General features: G+C 59.0%; 15 protein-coding genes. 6 read left to right on the top strand and 9 right to left on the bottom strand.

What is annotated here, in order from left to right:
* Nucleotides 1-475: 475 nt before the first annotated feature.
* Nucleotides 476-814 carry a tryptophan synthase subunit beta gene (locus tag OYW20_RS04265; protein WP_268799491.1) on the bottom strand — a complete coding sequence of 113 codons (339 nt, stop codon included), beginning with the start codon at nucleotides 812-814 and terminating at the stop codon, nucleotides 476-478.
* Nucleotides 815-895: 81 nt separating this feature from the next.
* Nucleotides 896-10,819 carry a retention module-containing protein gene (locus OYW20_RS04270; protein WP_268799492.1) on the bottom strand — a complete coding sequence of 3,308 codons (9,924 nt, stop codon included), beginning with the start codon at nucleotides 10,817-10,819 and terminating at the stop codon, nucleotides 896-898.
* 400 nt (nucleotides 10,820-11,219) lie between these two features.
* Here OYW20_RS04270 and OYW20_RS04275 point away from each other — a divergent pair, with 400 nt between their 5' ends.
* The 3 genes from OYW20_RS04275 (at nucleotide 11,220) to OYW20_RS04285 (ending at nucleotide 16,157) form a co-directional block, all read left to right on the top strand.
* Nucleotides 11,220-12,572, top strand: coding sequence for a TolC family outer membrane protein (locus OYW20_RS04275; protein WP_268799494.1), 1,353 nt, complete (start codon nucleotides 11,220-11,222; stop codon nucleotides 12,570-12,572).
* A 65-nt stretch (nucleotides 12,573-12,637) separates the two neighbouring features.
* Nucleotides 12,638-14,791, top strand: coding sequence for a type I secretion system permease/ATPase (locus OYW20_RS04280; RefSeq protein WP_268799495.1), 2,154 nt, complete (start codon nucleotides 12,638-12,640; stop codon nucleotides 14,789-14,791).
* The gene (locus OYW20_RS04285) at nucleotides 14,781-16,157 is read left to right on the top strand and encodes an HlyD family type I secretion periplasmic adaptor subunit (RefSeq protein WP_268799496.1); all 1,377 of its coding nucleotides are present in this window, start codon (nucleotides 14,781-14,783) and stop codon (nucleotides 16,155-16,157) included. The genes OYW20_RS04280 and OYW20_RS04285 overlap by 11 nt, the downstream gene beginning before the upstream one ends.
* Before the next feature lie 671 nt (nucleotides 16,158-16,828).
* On the opposite strand, the gene OYW20_RS04290 is transcribed toward OYW20_RS04285, so the two are convergent.
* Nucleotides 16,829-17,095 carry a hypothetical protein gene (locus tag OYW20_RS04290; protein ID WP_268799497.1) on the bottom strand — a complete coding sequence of 89 codons (267 nt, stop codon included), beginning with the start codon at nucleotides 17,093-17,095 and terminating at the stop codon, nucleotides 16,829-16,831.
* Here OYW20_RS04290 and OYW20_RS04295 point away from each other — a divergent pair.
* The 3 genes from OYW20_RS04295 (at nucleotide 17,088) to OYW20_RS04305 (ending at nucleotide 19,061) form a co-directional block, all read left to right on the top strand.
* Nucleotides 17,088-18,098 carry a response regulator gene (locus OYW20_RS04295; protein WP_268799498.1) on the top strand — a complete coding sequence of 337 codons (1,011 nt, stop codon included), beginning with the start codon at nucleotides 17,088-17,090 and terminating at the stop codon, nucleotides 18,096-18,098. The two genes, OYW20_RS04290 and OYW20_RS04295, sit on opposite strands and share 8 nt — an antisense overlap.
* Nucleotides 18,099-18,101: 3 nt before the next feature.
* The gene (locus OYW20_RS04300) at nucleotides 18,102-18,593 is read left to right on the top strand and encodes a PAS domain-containing protein (protein ID WP_268799499.1); all 492 of its coding nucleotides are present in this window, start codon (nucleotides 18,102-18,104) and stop codon (nucleotides 18,591-18,593) included.
* Nucleotides 18,594-18,671: 78 nt separating this feature from the next.
* A complete protein-coding gene (locus OYW20_RS04305; protein ID WP_268799500.1) occupies nucleotides 18,672-19,061 on the top strand; it encodes a GGDEF domain-containing protein in 390 nt (129 codons plus the stop codon).
* A 541-nt stretch (nucleotides 19,062-19,602) separates the two neighbouring features.
* Here the strand turns inward: OYW20_RS04305 and OYW20_RS04310 are convergent.
* From OYW20_RS04310 to OYW20_RS04335, 6 genes are all read right to left on the bottom strand, one after another.
* On the bottom strand, nucleotides 19,603-20,418 hold the full coding sequence (locus tag OYW20_RS04310; RefSeq protein ID WP_268799501.1) for an ABC transporter ATP-binding protein: 816 nt from the start codon (nucleotides 20,416-20,418) through the stop codon (nucleotides 19,603-19,605).
* A gap of 364 nt (nucleotides 20,419-20,782) precedes the next feature.
* On the bottom strand, nucleotides 20,783-22,063 hold the full coding sequence (locus tag OYW20_RS04315; protein WP_268799502.1) for a TRAP transporter large permease: 1,281 nt from the start codon (nucleotides 22,061-22,063) through the stop codon (nucleotides 20,783-20,785).
* The gene (locus OYW20_RS04320) at nucleotides 22,064-22,591 is read right to left on the bottom strand and encodes a TRAP transporter small permease (protein ID WP_268799503.1); all 528 of its coding nucleotides are present in this window, start codon (nucleotides 22,589-22,591) and stop codon (nucleotides 22,064-22,066) included. It lies immediately after the preceding gene.
* Between the two features lie 70 nt (nucleotides 22,592-22,661).
* On the bottom strand, nucleotides 22,662-23,645 hold the full coding sequence (locus OYW20_RS04325) for a TRAP transporter substrate-binding protein (protein WP_268799504.1): 984 nt from the start codon (nucleotides 23,643-23,645) through the stop codon (nucleotides 22,662-22,664).
* A gap of 69 nt (nucleotides 23,646-23,714) precedes the next feature.
* Nucleotides 23,715-24,602 carry a glucurono-1,5-lactonase gene (locus OYW20_RS04330; RefSeq protein WP_268799505.1) on the bottom strand — a complete coding sequence of 296 codons (888 nt, stop codon included), beginning with the start codon at nucleotides 24,600-24,602 and terminating at the stop codon, nucleotides 23,715-23,717.
* A gap of 70 nt (nucleotides 24,603-24,672) precedes the next feature.
* Nucleotides 24,673-25,500: an NAD-dependent epimerase/dehydratase family protein gene (locus OYW20_RS04335; protein ID WP_268799506.1), complete on the bottom strand. Its 828-nt coding sequence runs from the start codon at nucleotides 25,498-25,500 to the stop codon at nucleotides 24,673-24,675.
* Between the last annotated feature and the right edge of the window lie 148 nt (nucleotides 25,501-25,648).

Here is a 25,648-nt window from a genome sequence, read left to right on the forward strand (position 1 = left end):
TCAATATTAAAGATCTTAAGGCTCGGATTGGTGAGTCTTATTTTTCGGAAAATCATGAAACGAGAGTGGCTAGTAGTGGCTGTTCGCGCTACCCGATTTGCGCTGTGTGCGCTTTTGTAGGAGTTCACGAGCCAAAGCGAGGCCGCGATGCAATTTGTCTGACCCACCGCAATCGCGGCCTCGCCCAGGCTCGTCAACTCGTACAGGGGAGGGCGTAAGAGTCGCGGGTAATGAGGATCTGCTTAGCAATGAGCTGCTGTAGGAGTCAACATGTTGGCGAGGCGTCTTGCGGGTTGAGACAGGATTGACGTCTCGCGAATAAATTCGCTCCTACGGGTAATGCGCTGCGGCGTTATGGATTGAATCAGCAGCGCCGCCACGCGAAGGGTTTCGCGCCCACAGACGGATGCCCGCCGAGGCGTTTTCGGGTTAAAGGTGATTGACATCATGCCCGCTGTCCGCAGGCGCAACCGGCTCAGATCAGCCCGGTTTCTTCGTCGTTGATCAGATCGCTCAGGCCGCCCAGTGATTCCCGGGCCTGGTTGCGATCCATCAATTTGGCCTGCGCCGCAACGGGCAGGTCGGTGATATTCAAAATGCCTTTTGCCGTCAGTACCTGAATCAAGTCATCGAGTACACGGATCATCTCCATGTCGCTCATCTTGAGCTGGTTCAGACTTTTTTCGACAACTTCATCGGCATACCACGCCTGTATCTCGTGGTCATCGGCTGGCAAGGTTTCGCTCGCTTCGGCAAAGGCGGCAGCCTCCACACGCGTGATCTCACCGTTGGCATCGCGCTGAACGTAAAACATGGACCACTCCCTAAAAAAGCACAGGCCGGCAACCGCGTGAGCGGCTGCCGGCACAGTACATCAGCTATCTAACGCTCGTCATCAGGAGTGATGATCGACCTTGATGGTTGGATCAGTACCGCCGACCAGCGACTTGATCATGTCGTTGCTCCAGGTCACGCCTTCCAGCTTGATGTGAACATCGGCTTTAGCGACGTCCGCAGCTGAGTTGAACTGGCCCGTTGTGCTGACTTCCACCGTGGTGTTTTTACCGTCGTTGGTGATCTGCAGGAACTTGGAGATGGCGTCGGAGTTGCCGTCTTCACCTTGCAGCAGATCGCTCAGGTCCAGCTTGTCACCGCCCTTGCTCACCGGCGTGTCCTTGAAGTCCTTGACCACGTCGGTGCCGACGTCGCCTTGCTTCCAGACAAACGTGTTGCTGCCAGCGCCACCGATGAGGATGTCGTTGCCTTTGCCCCCGATCAATATGTCGTTGCCGCCCTGGCCGAACAGGATGTCGTTGCCATTGCCCCCGATCAACGTGTCGTTACCGCCGTTGGAGCCAGCCGTCGTCGAGTTGTTGGACAGCGCGATGACATCGGTCAGATGCTCGGTGATGTACTGATGCAGCGCCTGGTTGTCGGCAATCGTCACCCCTTTGCTCTCGGCAAAAGCCTTGAGTGCAGTGGTGCCTTCCTGGCCACCGAAGTTGATCACGTCGCCAAACAGGATGTCATTGCCATCGCCGCCCACGAGCATGTCATTGCCTGGCGCAACCGCCGTCTTGGATCCCAATACCGCAGCGGCCAGATCATCGACACTGACGTTGGCCAGCGATTTGCCGCTGGTGTCGTAGTGATCGAGGACGGTGGTGTTGGTGCCGCTGCCGATACCGATGGCTTCGACGCCGTTGTTGGACAACTTGCTCAGCAGCGCAAAACCGGTATCGGCTTCGGCCATCGCTTTGTCCAGGCTGTCCTGGGCGACGGTGAAGCTGTATTCGGTGCCGCCTTTGCCGTCGTCATGCGCCGACAGTTTGCCAATGTCGGTCTTGGTCAGGGTCGATCCCGAACCTTTGTAGGCGTCAACGTTGCCCGCTGTGTCGATCAACGTATAGGTTTTGCCGTACAGCGTCTGCGTGACGGTCTTGCCAACACTCCAGGTCGCCAGGGCATCGACCAGGGTAACGTTGGTCACGTTGCCGTTGGAATCCCTGTAGTTGAACAGCGTACCGTCGGTGCTCTGAAACTCGTTCGGCGCGCCGTCAGTGATGAAGTACGTGAGATTCTGCGCGCCCGGATTCGCAGCTTTGGCCTCGATGAACCAGTCAGCCGCTGTCTTGAACGCGTCCTCATAGTTAGTCCGGCCGTCAGCCTTGATGCCGTTCATCGCCTGCTCAAGTGAGTCGAGTGCCGCCTGTTTGTCCTTCAGGTCCACGGTCACCGGCACACGTGCATTGGTGTCGAAGTCCAGCAGCATCAGCGTCACCTTGCCTGCATCCGAACCGCTCGCGCTGGTGGCGAGTTTGTCGAAGACAGAAGACAGCTGCGCTTTGGCAGTGGCGAGCGTGTTGGACATGCTGCCCGAGCTGTCGAGGATGAACGCGATGTTGTAGCTCTTGCCCTGCACGATGCTGGTGCCCGAGACGTCGCCCACCAGGATGTCATTGGCAGCGCTGCCGGTCAGCGGCGTTTGATCGCTGCCTGCATCGCCATTGCCGGTGTTGTAAACGCCCTGATCGACCGTCACTTTGATGACTTGGGTGGTGACGGCTACGTCTTTGTTCGAGTTTTCAGTGGCGGTGGCGGTAACGGTCAGGTTGAACGTGCCGTGGAAGTAGTCCGGCGTCTTGATCGTCAGCGTTGTCAGGTCCAGCCCGCGGATGTCCACCTGCGTGTTGGTGTCGCCAGTGTTCGTCACGGTGTGGCCCGCCGCATCCGTCAACACCGAACCTTTCGGTACGCCGGAGAGGGCAGTGACGTGCGTTTCCGAATCGTTGTCGGTGTAGGCGACGTTGATCGAGCTCAGCTTGATCGGGCTGTTTTCAACACCATGGTTCAGTTCGTAGCCTTTGTAATAGCCCTCGCCACTGACGCCGTTGACTTCGTTCAGACCGGAAACACTCAGGCCGGACGCTTTCAGGTCATCGACCGACGTGTAGAGCAGCGCGTTGCTGCTGTTGAGTGCAACGCTGGTGCCGCCCACTACCAGGTTCAGGTCGTAGCTGCCCGGCCCGCTCTGGTTGTAGTGGTAGATGTCCAGCGTGTAATAGCCGGACGCGGTCGGCGTGTAGCCGGTCGAACTCAGCGCGCCGCTCGAATGATCCCACTGCGCGGTAGCAACCGTTTTGCCGCCGATTGTGATCAGCAAGCTGTCATCGGCCTTGCCGCCAAAGCTGTACGTTTTACCGGCTTCCAGGTAGATCAGGCCGGACAGTTTGGTGCCGGTGCCCTGAACCACGTTGCTGTCGATTGCCGAACTCGCGAGGCCGTGGGTGGTGGCTGCGGTCGTGGTGTTGAAGCCAGCCTTGATGGTCGCTTCATTGGCGCCGCCACCGCCGTTGCCCATGTTGGTCAGCGTGCCGACCCACACATCCTTGACCAGACCGGTCGAGGTGATCGGGGTGGTGCCCAGCGTGATCCTCGGTACGTCAGCGACTGGCGTGATGTCGATTTTGAGCGTCGATGACGCACCGCTCAAACCACCCGCAACGGGCACGAAGCCCAGCTCTGCGTAGTCCGCGTGCATGTTGCCGACGCCGGACGCGGTGTACGAGTTGTCGCCGGACTCATTGGCGACCGGCATGAATTTCAAGCCGCCGTCAACGATGAATTGCTTGGTGAATTCCTGACCCGCAGTGACGGCTTTCCAGGCGCTGCCGTCTTTGTATTCCAGGGTGCCGCTGGCCGGCAAGCCACTGATCTTGACGCTCATGGCAACGGTGGAGCTGGCAGGATCGGCAATGCCGAAGGTTTTCCAGGACAGCACCATCGCCGTGTCTTCTTTGACGGTTTGCGTGCCACTGTTGGCCGTGGGCAGGCTGCTGTCGACGAGGGTCGTCGTCACGCTGTCTGCACCGCCAATCACCAGTTGCTCGAAGTTGCCACCGGTTGCCGAAGCGACTTTGACGGTAAAGCTTTCAGCGCCTTCTACCAGCGAATCCGTCAGCGTCTGGATATTGAAGCCAAAGTCTTTGGTGCCCTTCGCAATCGTGACTTCTGCTACGCCGGTGAAGTCGCTGCCATCTTTGGCAACGCCGCTGTAGCTCAACTTCACCACCACGTCGGTCTGGCCCGGGTTGTCCAGGTGCAGGACGTAGCTTGCGCTGGCGCCTTCGATGACCGAGCCGGCCCCGGTGATTGTCACTTGGGTGGGGTCGATCACGTCGCTGACGTTGACGGTGGCCGTTGCCTTGCTCACGTCCAGGCCTTCCAGGTTGCCGTGGCCGCTGTTGTCGTTGGCGAAACCGACCACGGTGACGGTCTTGGAAGCGACGGTGTTGTAAACGTCGTTCGTGTCGCCGCTCACGCTGTACTGGGCACTGGTTTCGTTGGCCTTGATAGTGACCACGTCGCCATTGGACAGCTTGAGCGTCAGGTCGGATTTCGGTGCGTGATCGACGCTGATGGTGAACACGCCAGTGCCGCCTTCAAGCAGTTGAGTCGGCGCCTGAACCGTCACCACGGTGTCGGTGTTGACCTGAGTGATCTGCGTATTGACCGCGCTGCGGTCCGCGTTCACGTCCTCGAAATTGCCGCCGGTGTAGCTCTTGATCGCGGTCGACACCTTGCTCGCGCTGTCGGTGTAGGCGCTGTCCGGCACAGTGTAAGGCGCCGAGCCCGAGCTTTGGCCTGCGGCGATCTTGATCACCATGTTGTTTGCCAGCGTGACCGACATGTCGGTCTGCGCGGTCACCGGCGTGCCGGTTGGGCCCGTCAGTTTCACGGTGTAGGTGATGGTCTCGCCTTCAGTCGCAGTGCCCACGGTCGACAGCGCCAGCTGGGTAGTGTCTTTGCTGTCCAGGATCTGGGTGGTCTGGTCGCCTGAGGCGTAATTCACGGCCTCGAAGTTACCGCCTACCGCGCTGACAATGTGCGCACCCACCGAGGCCGCATCGATATAGATGGTGTCGTCGTGGGTGTAGACCTTCGTGGAACCCGAGGTCGTGTTCGCCGCGATGGTGATCGTGGCGTTGTTGCTCAGGGTGATGAGCATGTCGGTTTGTGCGGCGTTCTTCAGCGTCGCGGTGTACGTGATGTAGTTGCCTTCGGTCACATTGCTTTCAGCCGTCAGCGCGATGTTGCTGCTGTTGACCACGTCGACGACCTTGGTGGTCACCGTCGCGTTGCTGTAGTCCAGGTTTTCGAAGTTGCCATCGTTGACCACGGTTTTACCGTTGACGGTGGTGGTCGTGGTGCCGGTGACGTTGACCGTCAGATCGCTCGCCTTGTAGACGTCGTTCTGCACTTTGTAGTCGACGTAACCGGTTTTGCTGTTGGCGTCGATGACAATGGTCTGACCGTTGGACAGGGTGAGCTCGGTCTTGGTCTGGGCTGCGTGATCCAGTGTGGCGGTGTAGCGAACGGTGCCGTCTTCGTTGACCGAATCCAGGTTGGCGTTCAGCGTCACGCGGGTGGTGTCGATGGTGTCGCTGATCAGCGTGCTGACTGGAGAGTTATCGACCGTCAACCCGGCAGTCACGCCAACGGTGGCTTCCTTGATTGAGTGGACGAGAGTGCCGCCATCTTTATAGACGTCATCGCCCGGGCCGGCGACGCTGACAGTGCCGCTCGACTGACCTTTGAGGATAGTGACCGTCTGGTTGTTGTCCAGCTTGACGGTGATGTCGGCGCTGGCGACAACAGGGTTTTTCGAGCTGTCCTGCAGCGCTACGGTGTACTCGATCGGGCTGCCTTCCACGCCGGTTGCAGCCGCCGAAAGCACCAGCGCTGTCACTGGCAATACGTGCACCATGAGGTTCAGGTCGCTGCTGCTCGCTGCGGCGCTGCCATCTTGCGTGGTGACGGTGAAGACCAGCGGGACATCCCCTTTAAAGCCGGTAGCTGGGGTGAACGCCAGTTTGCTGGTGTCCCAACCGGTGATGTCGAACGGTTTGCCCGCTTCTGCGGTGGTGATGGTGTGAGTGTTCACGCCATCGGTGATCACAGAACCCTGAGGCAGGCCACTGACGCTCAACTTCAGCGATGCGTTTTCCGAGCCATCGGTGTCGGTTGCAGCGGCCGCGAACTGCGACAGCGCAATCGAGTGACCTTCAAGCCCGGTGTTGGCAGCCTGAGTGACGCTGATATTGTCCAGAATGCCGCCGAACGAGTTGCTGTCCACCCCTTTGAATTCCAGACGCGCGGAACCATCGGAGGTCACCGGCACCTGGAAGGTGTAGGTTTTCAGCCCGGTTTGCGAGGCGTTGAGCGTGCCAATCAGGACACCACCCCACGTCACGTTGATCACTGAGTTGTCCAGTGAGCCGGCACGTGGCGAGTAGTCGACTGAAATCGTGTAAGTCGCGCCAGCCTTGGCCGGAATGTCGGTGTACAGGTTGCGGACTTCGCCTGCGTTGCTTTCCAGTTCGATGACGTGGTTGCCCGCGCTCTCTTTGGGGTCGATGACGCCGTAAGTGCTGGCTTTGCCAATTTCGACGGCGTTGTTGCGGTTGCCTGTTTGCCACAGGCCGCCGCCCAACTGATCGACAGCAATGTCTTTCCAGTTGCCCACGTTGGCGCTGCTTTCGAAGTCGATGCCACGGCTGAAGCCTTCGCCGACCAGCGCAATGCTTGGCTTGTCGGTCACGGGCGCGACGTCGATGTCGACAGTCGCGGTGCCGGTGCTGTTGGTGCCCTGATTATCGACCGCGCTGTAGGTGAAGCTGGTCTTGCCGCTCCAGTCTGCGTCGGGTTTGAAGTAGATAGTGGCGCTGTTGCCGCTCGCGGTGATCACGCTGGACGTGGTCAGCGTGTTGCCGTTTGCGTCTACGAACGTGCCGTGTTCAGGCAGGCTCGACAGGCGGAACTGGCTCACGTTGCCATCGACATCGCTGCCGGTCAGCGTGATGGCAGTGCGAGGCGCGTCTTCGTCCATGACGACTGCTGAATCGCGGACCACCGGGGCGTCGTTGACCGGGTTGACGGTGATCGTGCCGTCGTGGATGGCTTTCAGATTGTTGTTGCCGTTTGCATCAGCGTCGGTGATTTCAACCTTCACGCCGCGCACGTCGGTGCTCGGATCAACGCTGGTGTTCTGGTACTTGATCGAGTTGATCAGCGTTTCGTACTGCGCAATCGAGGCGTTGCCCGTCAGTTCAATGACCACGTTGCCGGCGCCGTCATTGCTGACGGTGTAGGTCACACCTGGAACAGCCGTGCCGGTTTCGCCACCTTTATAGTATTCGGAGACGATCAGGTCCTGGGCCTGAACACCGGTGAGGGTGATCTTCGCGCCGCTTAACTCGGTGCTGTCGATATCGCTGATGACCAGGTCTTTGACGATAGGTGTTGCTGCACCTTTTTCGGTGTATTCGACGCTGCTGAAATTCAGGATCGGCGCGTCGTTAGCTGGCGTCACGGTCACTGGCAGGGTTTGCGAAGTAGACGCTGTCGGGCCGGTGGCTTCGGTGGAGGTCGCCGTCACGGTCAGGTTGATCACGCCGTTGAAGTCTTTCGGCGGGGTGATGGTCAGCTTGCTCAGATCCCAGCCATTGATAATGACAGTGCCGCCAGCGCCCCCGGTGGAGGTGAAGCTGTTGACGCCGTCAGTCAACACAGCGCCCTGCGGGATGTTGCCAATCTGGGTGGTCAGACGTTCCGAACCGTCGGTGTCGACCAGCGCCGAGCTGAGTGTCAGTTGGATCGCGGTGTCTTCTGTGCCTTGTGCGGAGGTGGCCGCGACAGTCGGGGCATCGGCTACGGCGCCGACCTGAACGTCGAAGCTCAGGTCCTTGCTCACAGGCGTGGCATCGCCGTCCTGGGCCGTGGCGGTCACGGTCAACGGCACGGTACCGCTGAAGTTGCTCGGCGCGGTGAACTTGAGGTTGCTCAGGTTCCAGTCGGTGATGTCGGTCGAGGTGCTGCCAGCGCTTGCGCTGAAAGTATGAGTGCCGTCAGTCAGCGTGGAACCGACCGGGAGGCCGCTCATTTTCAGCGTCAGGGTTTCCGAGCCGTCGATGTCAGTGGCGCGGGCCTGGATTGGCGCGAGCAGGATGGCGTTGTCTTCCAGACCGCTGTTCAGGGTCTGGGTGACGCTGATGTTGTTGATCACGCCGCCGAACGAGTTGCTGTCGCCAGCCTTGAATTCCAGTTTCGCCGAGCCGTCGGAGGTGACCGGCACATTGAAGGTGTAAGTCTGCATGCCGGTCTGGCTTGCGTTCAATGTGCCGACCAGAGCGCCGCCCCAGAAAACGTTGATCAGGGAGTTGCTTTCCGCACCTTGACGCGGCGAGTAGTCGACCGAGATGGTGTAGGTGGCGCCGGCCTTGGCGTCGATGTTGGTATACAGGTTTGCCGGATCGCCTGCGTCACGCTCAAGCTCGATCACCTTGCTGTTGCGCACGCTGCCGTCCACACCGTAGGTGCCCGGATTGCGGATTTCCAGGATGTCGCCGCTGTTATCGGTGTGCCATGCGCCGCTACCGATGTCGCCGGCCACAGTGGTGGTCGAGCCATTGGCCGTTAGCGAGGCCACGGTAGTGTTGGCGCCCAGGGACAATTCCGGAATATCGGTAACAGGAGCAACGACGATGCTGCCCGTGGCATTGCCGACACTGACCAGACCGCCGTTATCCACAGCGTTGTAAGTGAACTGCGTGCTGCCGCTCCAGTCCGGATCAGGCTTGAAGTAAATGGTCGCAGTGTTGCCCGAGGCCCGGATGTCGCTCAGGTTGGTCAGTTCTGTAGTGCCAGCCGCGTCGCTGTAGAACTTGCCGTGTTCAGCCATGGTGACCAGGTTGAAGTGATCAACTGAACCATCAACGTCACCGCCTTGAAGCACGACAGCGATGGTGTTGTCTTCGTCACCGGCAGCCGAGGTGTTGCCGACGGTAGGTGCGTCGTTGACCGGAATCACGTTGACCGGCGTGTTGACCGCCACTGAATCCAGCTGACCGTCATTGACCACCACCGAAATGTCGCGCGGGAGGGTGCCTGGGTTCTCGCTGTTGTTGCCGTAGGTAACCGAATTGATCAGCGCCTGGTATTCGGCTTTGGTCGCCTCGCCCGTAAGGGTCAGGACAATTTTTCCGTCAACGACGGATGTCGTGACGTTGATGTTGGTGTTCGGGCTGCCGACAACCAGGCTGTCGCCCGTTTGCGCCCCGTTAAGGGTGACGGAGCCACCTTTCAACGTAGCGTTGTCGACGTCAGCAAGAGTGACTTTGCCGTCCAGGGATACGCCGCTCTGACCTTCAGTGAAGGAAATTGAGCCTTCGATCGCTGCTGTCGGTGCGTCGTTGACTGGAACAACGCTCACAACCGCATTGACGGGTACGGAGTTGTTCTGGCCATCGTTTACGGTGATCGTGATGTTGCGATCAATCGCGCTCGGGTCTTCGCTGCTGTTGCTGAAGGTGATCGACTTGATCACAGCTTCGTATTGCGCAGCGCTCGCGGCGCCGCTCAGTGTCACGACCAGCGCGCCATTGACGGTAGCGGTGGTAACAGTGATTGCCGGGTTGTTACTGCCGACCACCACGCTATCGCCGGCTTGCGGGTTACCGAGACTGACGGTTGCGCCGGTCACGGTCGGGCTGTCTACGTCGGTGATGCGCAGGTCGCCAACGATTGGCACGCCCTTGTCGCCTTCTGTGAAGGTCGTGGCGAAGTTGGCACCATTGGTGTTGTTGTCCAGATCAACCACTGGCAACGCATCGTTGTCGATGATGGTCGTGGTGACGCTACCCTGGGTCGGGCTGACAACGATTTGCTCGAAGTTGCCGCCGGTGATGGCGCCAATGGCGACGGTCAGGTTTTCAACGCCTTCGGGGATGGTGTCATTGATCGTGGCAATGTCAAAGGTCACGCTGCTGGAGTTGGCAGGCACTTTGACGCTGACCACTTGGGTGTAATCGCTGCCATCCGCCGCGGTGCCACTGTAGGTCAGGTTGATGGTGACTTCAGTCTGCGCCGGGTTGCTCAACGTGATGGTATACGTCGCGCTTTGGCCTTCGACTACAGACGCGGTGCCGGTGATGCTGGCAGTCGTGGTATCGATGGTGTCGGTAATCTGCGTGACAGCGGGCGTCGGGTCAGTGGTGACCACAATGCCTGCGCCGCCGCTGGTCCCGGTGATAGTGGTGGAAATCTGGGTGGGATCGATATAAGGGGTATTACCGTTCGGAATCTGAACGGAGACAGTTCCGGTGGTCTGACCGCCAGCGATGACGATGGTCTGGCCGTTTGAGAGAGTAACAATGAGGTCAGTCTGCGGGGCCTGGGTCACGGTCGCGGTGTAAACCAGCGTGCCGCCGTTTTCAGTCAACGTCGGCGTTCCGGTGACCGTAAGCGTCGATTGAGTCTGTATTATGTTGTTGGTGTCATTGACACCAGCAGTTTGCAGTAGCGGGGCTTGAGCTGCGTTGGCCGGGCCTGCTGTCGGGAAGCCAATGGTCGGGGCGACCGCGCCAGCGGTTTCGCTCAACAGCACGAAACTGTGCCCGCCGCCGGCATCACCGCCGCCTGGGGCGTTCTGGCCAGCTGCGGTTGCTTCAAGGTCTTTGGTAGGGTCAGCGCCCGCAGCGATGGCTTGCTGCAATTCCGCAACCGACGGCGCAGCTTGCGCGGTGGCTTCCGAAAGATTGACCGTGGACGTCGGGATTTCCGAACTCCACTGGCTGTCACGGCCCATGTCGAGCTGACGGCCATCAGGCAGTTCGAGCGTGACGGCACCTGCCGGACCAGTCAGCACCTGTTCACCGGCAAACAACCGGTCCCCCTCGATCAGCACACGGCGAATCCCTTCCGGGGAGACTGCGACTACTTGGCCAACAATGCTTTTGACGATGGCAACAACACTGCTCATTAGGGGGACTCTCCGCATTTACCGTTCAGGGGTATCCATGATGCCGACTGGCTTTTCTGTGAGCCGCTTCATACTGGAGTACGTATTTTTTACACTGTTATCTGGCGTCAAATTAATAACTGTCTGAATTAGTTAAAATTGTATTTTTGACGCCAGCTTATTTACGCAGGTTTTGAAGTTTGGGAATTAACTTTTAGTCAAACTATTGACCTATTCAGCGACATCCTAAACAATCCCCCCCGTAATGTCACATTGATATTCGATGGAATCGCGTATTTCTGCTGTGTGATCCTCAAGTCCCATTCAGAACACTCCAAACCGGTCCCATTCAATAGCCATTTTATGATGCAGCGGCTGCTTAGCTGCGTTTTGAACAAGAACGTTCTCGGGACCCAATCACATGCGCGCGCACTTCCTTACCGTTATTCCTTTCGCCCTCACCGCCACCCTGGCCCATGCAGAAAGCCTGCCGCAGGCCATGCAGAAGGCGATGGACGTGCACCCCGAAGTTCAGGCCGGCGTTAATGCACGCATCGCTCAGGACTACGCCGTTCGTGCTGCCAAGGGCGGATACTTGCCGCGCGTAGACGTTACCGCAGGTTATGGTCGTGCCGGTTCCGATACCCCAAGCACCCGCGCCATCAATGGCAATCACGACTGGCAAACGCTCAATCGCGGCGAGTCGGCCGTGCGTTTGCAACAAATGCTTTTTGATGGTTTTCAAACCTCCAACGAAGTAGCGCGTCAACAAGCAACCGCTAATTCCCGTGGTTACTCTTTGCTTAATACTTCCGAACGCACCGGTTTGATGGTTGCTCAGGTTTATCTGGATGTTCTAACTCAGCGTGAAATGGTCCGCCTGGCCGAGCAAAACTTGAAAAGTCACGAGCGCATTTATGACCAGATCAAGTTGCGCACCACTCGCGGTGTAGGCCGAATGGCAGACATGGACCAGGCCGACGCGCGTCTGGCTCAGGCACAAAACAACCTGATGACCGAAAAGACGAATCTGGCGGACGCCGAGACCAACTACCTCAGCGCAGTCGGTCAGGTGCCTGATCAACTGGAAGCGCCACAGGCTTACATGACCATGATGCCGGCCACGCTTCAGGAAGCGCGTCAGCAAATGCTTGAGAACAGCCCGGTGCTGCGTTCCGCTGAAGCCGACATCGCTGCCGCTGAAAAGCAGTACAGCTCTGCTCAATCGTCCTACTACCCACGCTTTGATGCAGAGCTGGGCCGCAACGCCGACAACAACGTCGGCGGCGACGAAGGCCACAACAATGGCTGGGAAGCGATGGTTCGCATGCGCATGAACCTGTATTCGGGTGGCAGCACCAAGGCCGACTTGCAGTCCAAGTCTTATCTCGCCTCGCAAGCGCTGGACATCCGCAACAACGCACTGCGTCAGTTGAACGAAGAACTGGGCCTGGCCTGGAACGCCTACAACAACGCCAATGCGCAAATCCCTATCGCGCAGCAGTACGTTGATCGCACCACCAGCGTTCGCACTTCTTATCAGCAGCAATTCGGCCTTGGCGAGCGCACCTTGCTCGACTTGCTGGACAGCGAAAACGAGCTGTTCACCGCTTCCCAGCGTCTGGTTCAACTGCAGAACCTGAAGGTGTACACGCAGTACCGCATCAAGGCCGACATGGGCGTGCTGTTGAAAAGTCAGGGTGTGATGGCGCCGATGGCATCAGTTGTGCAGAACGATACGAAACCGACAGTTCAGTTGCCGGGAATGAACTGATTCTTGACGTAATCAGGGTCTTAATCAGGGTCTTAAACAGCTAGCGATATAAAGAGAGTGTCAGCGTGGATTTGGAATTACCGTCGGTTCAACTGGGCCATGATCCCCGCAGCCAGCATGATGATCCGTTGCTGGACGGCTTGCTGACACTCTGCGCCCTGCACCATAAGCCCGCCAGTCGGGCAATGCTGACCACCGGTCTGCCATTGCCCGATCAGCGCTTGAGCGCCGATTTACTGTCACGTGCCGCGGCGCGCGCCGGTTTGCAGGGTCGTTTGCTGCAACGCAAGCTCGATCAGATCCCTTCCATTGCCTTGCCTGCGTTGTTGATGCTCAAGGACGGCCGCAGTGCCGTTCTGCTGAGCTGGAATGACGACAATGCGCGGCTGCTGCTGAGCGAGAGCGACGGCGGCGAAGTGGAGGTGGCCCGCGAGGTGCTGGCCAAAGATTACGGCGGCAAGGTTTTCTTCGCACAGCCGCAACACAAATTTGATGTGACCAAAGGCTCGCTGATCCCACGCGCGAAGTCCTGGTTCAAAGACACCCTCAAGCGCTCGCGCTGGCTGTATGCCGATGCGATCGCAGCAAGCTTTGTGATCAACCTGATCGCACTGGCTGCGCCACTTTTCGTCATGAACGTCTACGACCGCGTGGTTCCCAACCAGGCCACCGCCACGTTGTGGGTTTTGGCGGCGGGTATCTGTGGCGCCTACGTTTTTGACCTGCTGCTCAAGGGCCTGCGCAGTTTGTGCCTGGACCTGGCGGGCAAGAAAACCGACCTGATCATCTCCGCCACATTGTTCGAGCGGATCGTTGGCATGGCCATGAAAGTGCGTCCGGCCAGGGTCGGCAGCTTCGCCCAGAACATCCATGAGTTTCAGGGCATGCGCGACTTCTTGACGTCGCTGACCCTGACCAGCCTGATCGACCTGCCGTTCACCCTCATCATTCTGTTGGTGATCGCGCTGCTTGGTGGCCACCTCGTGTGGATCCCGATCATTGCGTTCCCGCTGGCGCTGGGTATCGGCCACTTCCTGCAAAAACCATTGACTGCCACGCTTGAGCGCACCATGGCGTTGGGTGCAGAGCGGCAGTCGAGCCTGATCGAAACCCTCGCAGGGCTTGATGCGGTAAAGGTCAATAACGCCGAGAGCGAACGTCAATATCAGTGGGAACAGACAATCGGCACGCTGAGCCGCCTCGAGTTACGCGTCAAAGTGTTGTCCGGTCTGGCCATGAACATCACGCTGATGATCCAGCAACTGGCTGGCGTCGCGATGATTTGCTTTGGCGTGTACCAGATCATCGACGGCAACTTGAGCATGGGCGGCCTGGTGGCGTGCTACATGCTGAGCGGTCGCGCACTGGCACCGTTGGCGCAGTTGTCCGGGCTGCTGACGCGCTATCAACAAGCCAAAGTGACGATGGTGTCGGTAGACCAGATGATGGAGCTGCCGCAGGAGCGCAACTTCGATGAACGCCCGCTCAGCCGCCAGGTTTTGCAGGGCGCCATGGAGTTTCGTGGGCTTGATTTCACCTATCCTAACCAGCAGACCCTGGCGCTCAAGGGCATCAGTCTGATGATTCGCCCTGGCGAGAAAATCGGCATCATTGGCCGTAGCGGCTCGGGCAAAAGCTCGCTGGCCAAACTGCTGGTCGGCCTGTATCAGCCAGACGCTGGCTCGTTGCTGGTGGATGGCGTGGATATCCGTCAGATCGACGTGAGCGAGTTGCGCCATAACATTGGTTACGTGGCGCAGGACATTCAGCTGTTGTCCGGCACCCTGCGCGACAATCTGGTGTCGGGCGCGCGTTACGTCGATGACGAAACGGTGCTGCAAGCCGCTGAGCTGGCCGGCGTGCATGAGTTCGCGCGTCTGCATCCACAGGGCTACGAGCTGCAAGTGGGCGAGCGTGGGCAAAACCTGTCGGGCGGTCAGCGGCAGAACGTTGCCCTGGCGCGGGCGCTGTTGCTCAACCCGCCTATTTTGCTGCTGGACGAACCCACCAGCGCGATGGACAACACCGGTGAAGAACGCCTCAAGCAACGTCTGCAGGCGGTTATCGAAACCAAGACCATGATCCTGGTGACTCACCGAGCTTCGCTGCTCAGTCTGGTGGATCGCTTGATCGTGATCGACCGGGGCCAGATTCTCGCTGATGGCCCTAAGGCCGCTGTGATGGAAGCGTTGAAGAAGGGGCAGATCAGTGTTGCTTAAGTCAGGTTCCGGGCAATCCGGCGGCGGGATCATGCGCTACTTCCGTGGCACTTCTTCACTTGAAGGGCAGCCGTTGCCTGAAGTCGAGAAGGCCCTGGTCGACGACGCCCCACGCATCGTGCGGCTGACCATCTGGGCCGTGATTCTGTTTTTCGCGTTTCTGGTGGTGTGGGCCAACTACGCGGTTATCGACGAAGTCACCAAGGGCGAGGGCAAGGCAATTCCTTCGACCAAAGTGCAGAAGATCCAAAACCTTGAGGGCGGCATCGTTGCGCAGATTTACGTGCATGATGGCCAGATCGTCGAAACCGGCGCGCCGTTGATTCGTCTTGACGACACGCGCTTTGCTTCGAACGTCGGGGAGACGGAAGCGGACCGGGTGTCGATGGAATTACGCGTCGAGCGCCTCAGTGCAGAAGTGGATGCGCGGCCTCTGAACATCTCGGCCGACGCGCGCAAGACCGCACCGAATCAGGCGGCCAACGAAGAATCGCTTTACCTGAGCCGTCGCCAGCAACTGGCCGACGAACTGGGTGGTTTGCAGCAGCAGTTGATTCAGCGTCAGCAAGAGCTGCGCGAGTTCGCTTCTAAGCAAGAGCAGTACCGTAACAGCCTGAGTTTGTTGCGCCAGGAAATCGGTATGTCCGAGCCTTTGGTGAAGCAGGGCGCCGTGTCGCCGGTTGAAGTGCTGCGCCTGAAGCGCTCGGAAGTGGAAACACGCGGTCAGCTCGACGGCACCACGCTGGCCATTCCTCGCGCTCAGGCTGCGATCAACGAAGTGCAACGCAAGATCGATGAAACCCGCGGCAAATTCCGTAGCGATGCACTGACCCAATTGAACGAAGCACGCACCAACCTGAGCAAGGCGCAATCGACCGCCAAAGGACTGGAGGATAGGGTCAACCGGACAATGGTTACGTCCCCGGTGCGCGGTATCGTCAAGCAGATGCTGGTCAACACCGTGGGTGGCGTTATTCAGCCGGGCAGTGACATTGCTGAAATCGTCCCGCTGGATGACACGTTGCTGGTGGAGGCGCGGATTCGCCCGCAGGACATTGCGTTTCTGCACCCAGGGCAGGAAGCGATGATCAAGTTTTCGGCCTACGACTACACCATCTACGGCGGCCTCAAAGGCAAGCTTGAACAGATTGGTGCTGACACGATCCAGGACGAAGAAAAGAAGAACACGTTTTACGTGATCAAACTGCGCACCGACCGCAGCCACTTGGGGACTGATGAGCATCCGCTGTTGATCATCCCGGGGATGGTCGCCACGGTGGATATCATCACCGGCAAAAAAAGCGTCCTGAGCTACTTGCTCAAACCCGTCCTCAAAGCCCGCGCCGAGGCATTGCACGAGCGTTGATAGTTGGGGTTGGCGGCCGGAGTTACCTTCGGCTGCTCACTGAAAATCCCCTGGAGCTGACGAGCCCTGACGAGCCTTGGCGAGGCCGCGATGCCATGTGCCTGACACACCGCAATCGCGGCCTCGCGTTGGCTCGTCAACTCGCATTAAACATCAGATATGTCACTGATTTAAAAGGCCCCAGTATTTCGCTTCTGCCGCAGGCGTGGGAGCTCGGCTTGCCAGCGATGGACTGCGCAGCAGTCCTGAAATCAGATGCCCTAGTCGTTCCTGACACGCTGAGTTGTCAGGATTTGTTGCCGCTTTGCGGCAAATCGCAGGCAAACGGAACGCCGCCCGGCCAGCTCCCACGCCCTTCGGACAGAATCAAAAAAAGAAGCGCGTGCTGCCAATGTTTGCTGCGCGAAAGCGCGGCGTCTGGACGACGGGGAATCTCCTACAGAAGTTATTTGCAATAGCCTGTAAATCCTTCGCCCACGCGAATGAATTCGCGCCTACATATTGGTGTCCGACAGGCAGAAACGATGCCGCTTATGGAGCTGACGGGTTTACGAAGCTGCGATGCGGTTCACCTGACCCACCGCCATCGAGTCTAGAGACGTGTCGCTGCGCTCAGATGTCGAGACGCTCGCAAATAAACGTGGGGGGCGCTTGCTCGCGATGAGCACCATTCAGGTGCCGGGCATTTTTGTGTGTTGCACGTTATTGGCTGAGTGGTTGACGTGTAATCCCCACGCAAAGATCTCCACCGCTGAGCACAAATATTGCATAGTGACCGTCACGTAAGTCTTGAGGTGGAGAAACGACTCATTGTCGTTACCGATCTGAAAGAATTTCCTGTGATAATCGCGCGACGCCTTGTCGGCTTCTGATGAGCGACCTCGAGACAGCGGGTCCGGCCTGAAACTCTTTTGCAGTGAGAAGACAGCAATGCCCATGATTCCCCTGCTGATTTGCGACGACTCCAATATGGCGCGCAAGCAGCTGATAAGGGCTTTACCCGCCGATTGGGGCGTTTCAATCACCACGGCGACCAATGGTCGTGAAGGTCTTGCGGCTATTCGTGAGGGGCTGGGGCAGATTGTGCTGCTGGACCTGACCATGCCCGACATGGATGGCTATCAGACCTTGGCGGCGATACGTGCCGAAAGTCTCGACACCCGTGTCATCGTGGTCTCCGCAGACGTGCAGGAAGAGGCTGTGCGGCGAGTCCTGGAATTGGGCGCGCTGGCGTTTCTCAAAAAGCCAGCCGATCCGGTCCAGTTGCAGCAGACCCTTGAGCGGCTGGGGTTGTTGGGCGAACCAAGCCAGTCTGTTGCCACCCCGCCGCAAACCGCGCACGCCGCTATCAGTCTTCAGGACGCTTTACGCGAAACCGTCAACGTCGCCATGGGCCGGGCCGCAGCGTTGCTGGCGCGTGTGCTTGGCGTGTTCGTGCAACTGCCAGTGCCCAACGTCAACATGCTTGAGGTCGGTGAGCTGCATATGGCGCTGGCGGATGCGCAGAGCAGAGACCGGCTGACGGCGGTCTGTCAGGGCTACATCGGCGGCGGGATCGCAGGGGAGGCCTTGCTGCTGTTTCATGATTCCGAGATCGCCGACATGGCGCAGTTGATGAAACTCGACGCCCATGGCAGCGGGGGCGAAAGCTCGGACATGGAGATGCTGCTGGATTTGTCGTCGATCCTCATTGGCGCCTGTCTGAGTAGTATCGCCGAGCAATTGGACATCGCCTTCTCGCAAAGCCATCCGCAGGTCCTCGGCACTCAGGGCGGTATCGATGAACTGATCCGCATCAACGAGCAGCGCTGGAAGAAGACCCTCGCGGTGGAAATCAGCTACAGCCTGGAAGGCCACAACATTCATTTCGATTTGCTGATGTTGTTCACCGAGGATTCGGTAGAGCTGCTTTCGCGCAAACTCGCCTACTTGATGAGCTGATGTATGACTGATCGTATCGATATCAGAGAACTCCACTGGCTGCTGACCATCACGCAGAGCATCGACGTCGGCATTGTGGTGCTGGACCGGGAATATCGCGTGCAGGTCTGGAACACGTTCATGGAGAATCGCTCGGGCGTAGTGCCTTACGAGGCGGCCAACCGGTCGTTCTTCGAGCTGTTTCCCGAGGTCAATGCGCCGTGGTTCATGCGCAAGATCGATAACGTCGTTACCCTTGGCACACCTGCTTTCACCATCTGGGAGCAACGGCCTTATCTGGTGCGCTTCAAGAGCTACCAGCCGATCACCGGGCAAGAAGATTTCATGTATCAGAACACCACGATGTTTGCGCTGCGTTCCACCACCGGTGAGATCACGCATGTGTGTCTGGTGATCTACGACGTCACTGATGTGGCGACCAACCGTCTGCAGTTGCAGGCAGCGAATCAGCAATTGCAGAAGCTCTCCAGCACCGACGTGCTGACCGGGTTGTAAAACCGGGCGCACTGGTAAGAAGCACTACGCCTTGAGTACGCCCGGCACACTCGCTACGGCGCCGCGGCCGCGCTGGTGATGTTCGACATCGATCACTTCAAGCGGGTCAACGATACATTTGGTCATCAGTGCGGTGACCGTGTGATCCAGCGCGTCGCCGACATCATCCGTGAGCACATTCGCGACGCCGATATCGCAGGCCGATACGGTGGCGAGGCGTTTGCCATGCTGTTGCCTGACAGCGATAAACACGGTGGTGCGATGCTCGCCGAGCGTTTGCGCATCTCTGTTCAAGCGCTGGAAATCCAGCATGAGGGACAAACCGTGCGCTGCACTATCAGCTTCGGTGTGGCCGACCTGTACCTGCCGCTCGACGACCACAAAGCCCTGATCGAATCGGCTGATCAAGGGCTGTATGCATCGAAGAAAAACGGACGAAATCAAGTGTCCGTATACGAGCCGCTGTAACAGCCAATATGGCGGATTGCTGACGCGGCTCCGGCCCTGACAACGCGCCGAGGGCTGACGCTGACCCGGCCCTGAAACGTGCCGATCGCTGACGCTGACACGGCCCTGAAACGTGCCGTTGGCTGACGCTGATCCGGCCCTGAAACGTGCCGATGGCTGACGCTGGCTGACGCCGACTCTGTAGGAGCCAACTTGTTGGCGAGGCGTCGTCCGAGTTGAACCAGAACCGCCGCCTCGCGAATGAGTTCGCTCCTACAGGTTTTGGCGGGCATATATGTGATTCGCAGGACCGATCAAGCGCTGTACGCGTCGAATGAATTCGCGTCTACCGATGACGACCGCCGCACACCGCAGCGACCACGATCCCGTGGGAGGGAGCTTGCTCGCGGTGAGGTTGGCACCTTACCGACAGCCGACGCTATCGTGTAGGAGTTGACGAGCCCAGGCGGGGCCGCGATGCGATTTATCTGGCGCAGCGCATTCGCGGTCTCGCCAAGGCTCGCCTTACGCTTATAAGGCACAGCAGTCTGTTTTTACCCCTTCACGACAGCTCCGCAAAATCACTCAACACGTCATCACGCAGGGCGATGAATCGGGCGTCGCTGCGATTTCTCGGTCGGGGCAGATCGATGTCGACGACGCGGCGAACACGTCCTGGATTGGGCTGCATTACCACCACCCGGTCGCCTAGGTAAATCGCCTCATCAACGTCGTGCGTGACGTGCACCACGGTGATTTTTTCGTGCTGCCAGATGTGTTGCAACTCACGTTGCAGGCGCGTACGGGTCAAAGCGTCGAGCGCGCCGAACGGCTCATCCAGCAGCAACACGCTGGGCCGATTCACCAGTGCGCGGGCTATGGCCACGCGCTGCGCCATGCCACCGGAAATCTGGTGCGGGAACGACCCGGTAAAATCCTGCAGCCCCACCAGTTCAATGTGCTCGGTGACCGCCTCGCGTTTCTGCGCAGCGCTCAGGGGCGCATTCTTCAAGCCTACAGCGACGTTTTGCTCCACCGTCAGCCACGGGAACAACCGGTGATCCTGAAACACGATCCCGCGCTCAAGCCCGGTGCCACGAATGGGCGTTTCACCAAGCAGAATGCGGCCATCGTAATCTTCGTCCAGCCCCAGGATCAGCCGCAGCAGTGTGGATTTGCCGCAGCCGCTGGCGCCCACGATGGTGATGAATTCGCCTGGCTCGATGTCCAGGCGCACGTTATCCAGAACCTGTAGCTGCGCGCCATCGCCCGATGATGAGCTGAAGCGCTTGCTGATGTTTTCCAGCCGCAGCCCGTTTCTCTCTTGTAACTCGCCACTTAAAGAAGGGGTAGGCGCTGGGTTGAGTGCGTGGGGCATGTCTCGATCCTGTGGTGAGTGATGAGCGGGGCGGCACGCCACAAACATCCTCGCTGCCGTTTATCCGCCCATGTCTGAACGCTTGGGCCCGGTTGGTACGGCTCAGATCCTAAAGATATGAAGGGCAGATCCGACAATCACCTTTTCTTCTATGGGTAGAACTTTCTGAAGACTCAGTTCGTGAACCGGCGTGTGTGTTGCGTCGAGTCGGCTGAGCGGTTGACTGTAGGTGCGAATTCATTCGCGTGAACACAGGCCCGACATGTGCGAGCTGACGGGCCAGGGCGGGGCCGCGATGCGGTCTGTCAGACAAACAAAACCGCCCGGCAAGGGGCGGGTTTTGTGAAGGCGAAAGCGCTGGCGATTACAGCACCAGGTTAGGCAGCCACAGCGAAATGGCGGGGATGTAGGTCACGGCCATCAGTACGGCTAACAGCGCGACATAGAACGGCAGCAGTGCCTTTACAGTGGCTTCGATGGTCACTTTGCCGACCGCAGCGCCGACAAATAGCACCGCGCCCACCGGTGGCGTGATCAATCCGATGCCCAGGTTCACCAGCATGATCATGCCGAAATGCACCGGATCGACGCCGATGCCGATGATCACAGGAAGCAGGATCGGCGTCAGAATCAGGATCAATGGCGCCATGTCCATCACCGTGCCCAGCAGCAGCAACATCACGTTGATGCACATTAGGATCACGTAGCGATTGTCCGACAGTGTCAGGAACGCGGTGGTGATCTTCATCGGGATTTCCATCAGCGTCAGGATGTAACCGAAGCTGGCAGCGAAACCGATCAGGATCATCACGATGGAAATGGTGCGCACCGCCCGATGCATCAGCTTGGGCAGATCGCGCCACTTGTAGTCGCGGTAGATGAACATCGTCACGAAAAACGACCACAGCACCGCAATTGCGGCGGACTCGGTGGCGGTGAATATCCCGGACAGAATCCCGCCGAGGATGATCACCATCGCCATCAACCCCCACAGCGCTTCGCCCGCGATTTTCAGCGCCTGGCGCAGCGGAATCACCTCACCTTTTGGGTAGTTGCGACGACGCGCGAAGATCATGCACAGGCCCATCATCACTGCGCTGAGCAGCAAGCCCGGCATGATCCCGGCCATGAACAGCGACGCAATCGATACAGTGCCCCCGGCTGCCAGCGAATACAGCACCGAGTTATGGCTGGGCGGGGTCAGCAGCGCCTGCACCGAGCCGCTCACGGTGACTGCAGTCGAAAAATCCCGTGGATAACCGTTGCGTTCCATTTCCGGGATCAGCACCGAGCCGACTGAGGCGGTGTCCGCCACCGAGGAGCCCGAGATCGCGCCGAAGAAGGTCGATGCCACGATGTTCACCAACGACAAGCCACCGCGGACAAACCCAACCAGCACCCCCGCGAACGCTACCAGCCTGCGAGACATGCCACCTTCAGCCATGATCGCGCCCGCCAGCACGAAGAACGGAATTGCCAGCAGCGAGAATTTGTTGACGCCCCCCGCCACTTGAATCATCAGCGCATCGAACGGAATGTCGATCCACCACGCGCCGACCAAGGCCGACAAGCCGAGCGCGTAGGCCACCGGCATGCCCAGCAGGATCAGCGCGATAAAACTGCCCAACAGAATGAATGCGTCCATTTATGCCGCTCCTTCGCTTTCTTCGAGCACGTCGAAGCGCACCACGCGGCGGTGGCTTTGATCGCCCAGCAACAGCTTTTCCAGCACGAAGATCAGCGTCAGCACGCCGCCAATCGGAATAGGCAGATAAGAAATGCCCACCCGCAACCCAGGCATTTCCCCGAGGAACTGATTCCAGGTGTTGAAGCTGAGCTTGAAACCTTTGGTGATCATGAACAGGCACACCACGGCCATCAGCACCTGCACCAGCACCGCTGCCAATGTGCGTACGGGGGCGGGCATGCGCTCGACCGCCATCGCCACCGCCATGTGTGCGCCGGCCCGGTAACTGGCGGCGGCGCCAAAGAAGGTAAACACCACCATCAGCAGGATCGAGGTGGGTTCCGGCCAGCTTGATCCGCTGCCCAGTACGTAGCGTGTAAAAATGCCCCACGGGATGATCAGGGTCATGGTCAGCACGGACAGCCCGGCGATGCCGATGCAGAGCTGGTAGATCCTGTCGTTGATGCGCAACAGCGTATTTTTCATGGGAATCACCACGCCGACGGCGATGAGCAGGCCAGGCCTGTCACCGCAGTCTTATCAGACAGAGAAGGGCTTACTGAACGGCTTCGATACGGCTGATCAGGTCTTTGTACGGCGCTCCGTACTTGTCGCGCACTGGCTGGGTGGCGTCAAAAAACGCCTTCTTCTGCGCAGGGCTGAGGGTGATGAATTCCACGCCGGCGGCCTTGAGTGTGGTCTCGGCTTCGGCTGACTTTTTGTCCCACAGCACGCGCTCTTCCATCTGTGCTTCACGTGCCAGGGTCTGCACCAGTTTCTGTTGGTCGGCGCTGAGCTTTTTCCAGGTGATTTTCGACATCACCACCGGTTCCGGCAGGATCAGGTGCTCGGTCAGGGTGTAGAACTTGGCGCTCTGGTAGTGGTTGTGTTCGAGGAGGGTGGGCGGGTTGTTTTCGGCGCCATCGATTACGCCGGTTTGCAGGGCGCTGAAGATTTCGCCGGTGGCCATGGCGATGCCGTTGCCGCCCATGTCGTTGATGGTGTCGATAAACACCGGGTTGCCTTGCACGCGGATCTTCATGCCTTTGAGGTCGGCGATGTCGCGGACCGGCTTCTTGGTGTACAGGTTGCGCGTGCCGCCATCCATCCACGCCAGCGCGACCAGATTGAATTCGGAGTTGGTGATTTTATCGAGGATTTCCTGGCCGATTTCGCCGTCGATGATCTTGCGCATGTGGGCCTGATCACGGAACACGAAGGGCAGGTTGAACACGTTCACGTCTGGAACCACGGGGCCAACGATACCGAGGCTGACGCGGGTCATCTGCACGGCGTTGGTCTGAACTTGCTCGACCACTTCTTTCTCGGAGCCGAGCACGCCGCCGGCAAACATCTTGAAGGTGATCTCGCCTTTGCTTTGTTCTTCAAGCTTCTTGCCCATCTGCTGTTCGGCCACCACGGGCGGATAACCCGCTGGATGGACCTCGGCGAACTTGATCTTGATTTCAGCCTGGGCCATGCCCGAGAGACCAAAGGCCAGCGGAAGTGCGACGGCGAGCAACGTGCGTTTGAAGTCCATGGATATCTCCAGTGTTGTTATTTTTTTAGGTGCAAGGTGACGCTGTGTGATGAGGGTGCAGAGGGTGGTTCAGCCCTTGAAAGACGGTTCTTCGAGCCCTTTGACGCCAGGCTGCAAAGCGAAAACGCCACCGGCCAGCGGTTGATCGCTGATGTCGCCGCCCGGGCGGATCGAGGTGACGAAGAGGGTGTCCAGGTCTTTGCCGCCGAACGCGCACATGGCCGGTTTCTTGACCGGTACGGCGAGAGAGCGGTCCAGCTTGCCCGCCGGGGTAAAGCGATGGATCAGGCCGGCGTCGTTGCCGCAGATCCAGTAACAGCCGTCGGCGTCTACCGCACCGCCATCGGGGCGGCCAGGGAACTGGTTCATGTCCACGAATACTCGGCGATTGCTGGGTGTGCCGGTGTCGATGTCGTAATCGAACGCCCAGATTTTCTGAACGGTCGGGTGGGAATCCGAGAGGTACATGATCGTGCCGTCGGGGCTGAAACCCAGGCCGTTGGGGACGATGAAGTCCGTCAGTTGCGGCGTCAGAGGAGTGGTCTGCCCGGCGTCGTAGCGGTACATCGCGCCGACCACCGCGTTGGCGGCCATGTCCATGAACATGGTGCCCGCCCAGAAACGCCCTTGCCGGTCGCATCGGCCGTCGTTGAAGCGCATGCCGTCGCGGGCATGTTCGACATCGATCAACAGGCTTGCAGCGAGCGTTCCATCTGCATTGGGATGCACACGAAACAAGCCGGTCTGCATCCCGGCGATCCAGCTGCCATCGCCGTATCGGGCAATGCAGGCGATCATTTGCGGCGCCTCCCAAGTGAGCGTCAGGTTGTCCAGCGGGCTCCAGCGGTGCAGGCGTTGGGCTGGAATATCGACCCAGTAAAGCGCCTGCTCCTCAGGGCGCCACACCGGGCTTTCACCGGTGGCATTGCGCGCGTCGACTATCAGTTGAGCTGGCATGGCAATCATTCCGTGATTGTGGTCTGGCCGGCATTTTCAGCCGGTGCTGGCTAGTCGGGATGTTGCAGGGTCAGTCGTCGCCGAACGGTCCTGCTTCCACAAACGCACCGCCCTGATAAACCATCGTCGGGTCGTTGGCTGCCGGCATTGGCTGCGCCTCGACTTGCGCACGAAAACCTTCGGAAGTGTCCTTCGGCGAGTAGCCCAAATAGCTGGCGAGGCGGTTGTCCCACCAGAGATCGCGATTGTCGGAAGCCCCGTAAACCACGGTGTGTCCGACGTTCGGCGCGGTCAGCCCGCGATAGATCAACTGCGTGAGGTCGTCGTAGCTGAGCCAGGTGCTCATCATTCGACGGTTTTGCGGTTCCGGGAATGAGGAGCCGATGCGGATGCTGACGGTTTCGATGCCGTAGCGATCAAAGTAGAAGCTGGCCATGTCTTCGCCATAGGACTTGGACAGCCCGTAGTAACTGTCGGGGCGTTTGGCCGCGCTGGCGTCGATTTTTTCATCCTGGCGATAGAAGCCGATGACATGGTTGGAGCTGGCGAAGATCACCCGCTTCACACCGTGCCTGCGCGCCGCTTCGTAAATGTGGAAAGTACCGCTGATGTTGGCGCCGAGAATTTCTTCGAACGGGCGCTCAACCGACACACCGCCGAAATGCACGATGGCGTCGACGCCTTCGACCAGTTGGTGAACGGCGGCCTTGTCGGACAGATCGCAGGTCTGGATTTCTTCGTGGCTGCCCGTGGCGGGGGCCATTTCCGATATATCGGACAGACGGAGAATATGGGTGTAGGGGCGCAGGGTTTCGCGCAAGACTTTGCCCAAACCACCTGCGGCGCCGGTGAGCAGCAGCCGATTGAAGGGAGTCTGGGCAGGCGTGGTATTGGTCATGAGGAGCCCTGATTCAGGTGTTGTTGTTATGTGGTGTCATCTGTCGTCGTATGACATGCGCGGAATTATCGGCAGGCCTGGCAAAATTTGTCAACGGGACCAAAGTACAAGACCGGCCGTTTTCAGATTGCGCGTGTCGAAAGAGGCC

It is taken from the genome of Pseudomonas sp. BSw22131 (genome assembly GCF_026810445.1).
Lineage (GTDB): Bacteria > Pseudomonadota > Gammaproteobacteria > Pseudomonadales > Pseudomonadaceae > Aquipseudomonas > Aquipseudomonas huanghezhanensis.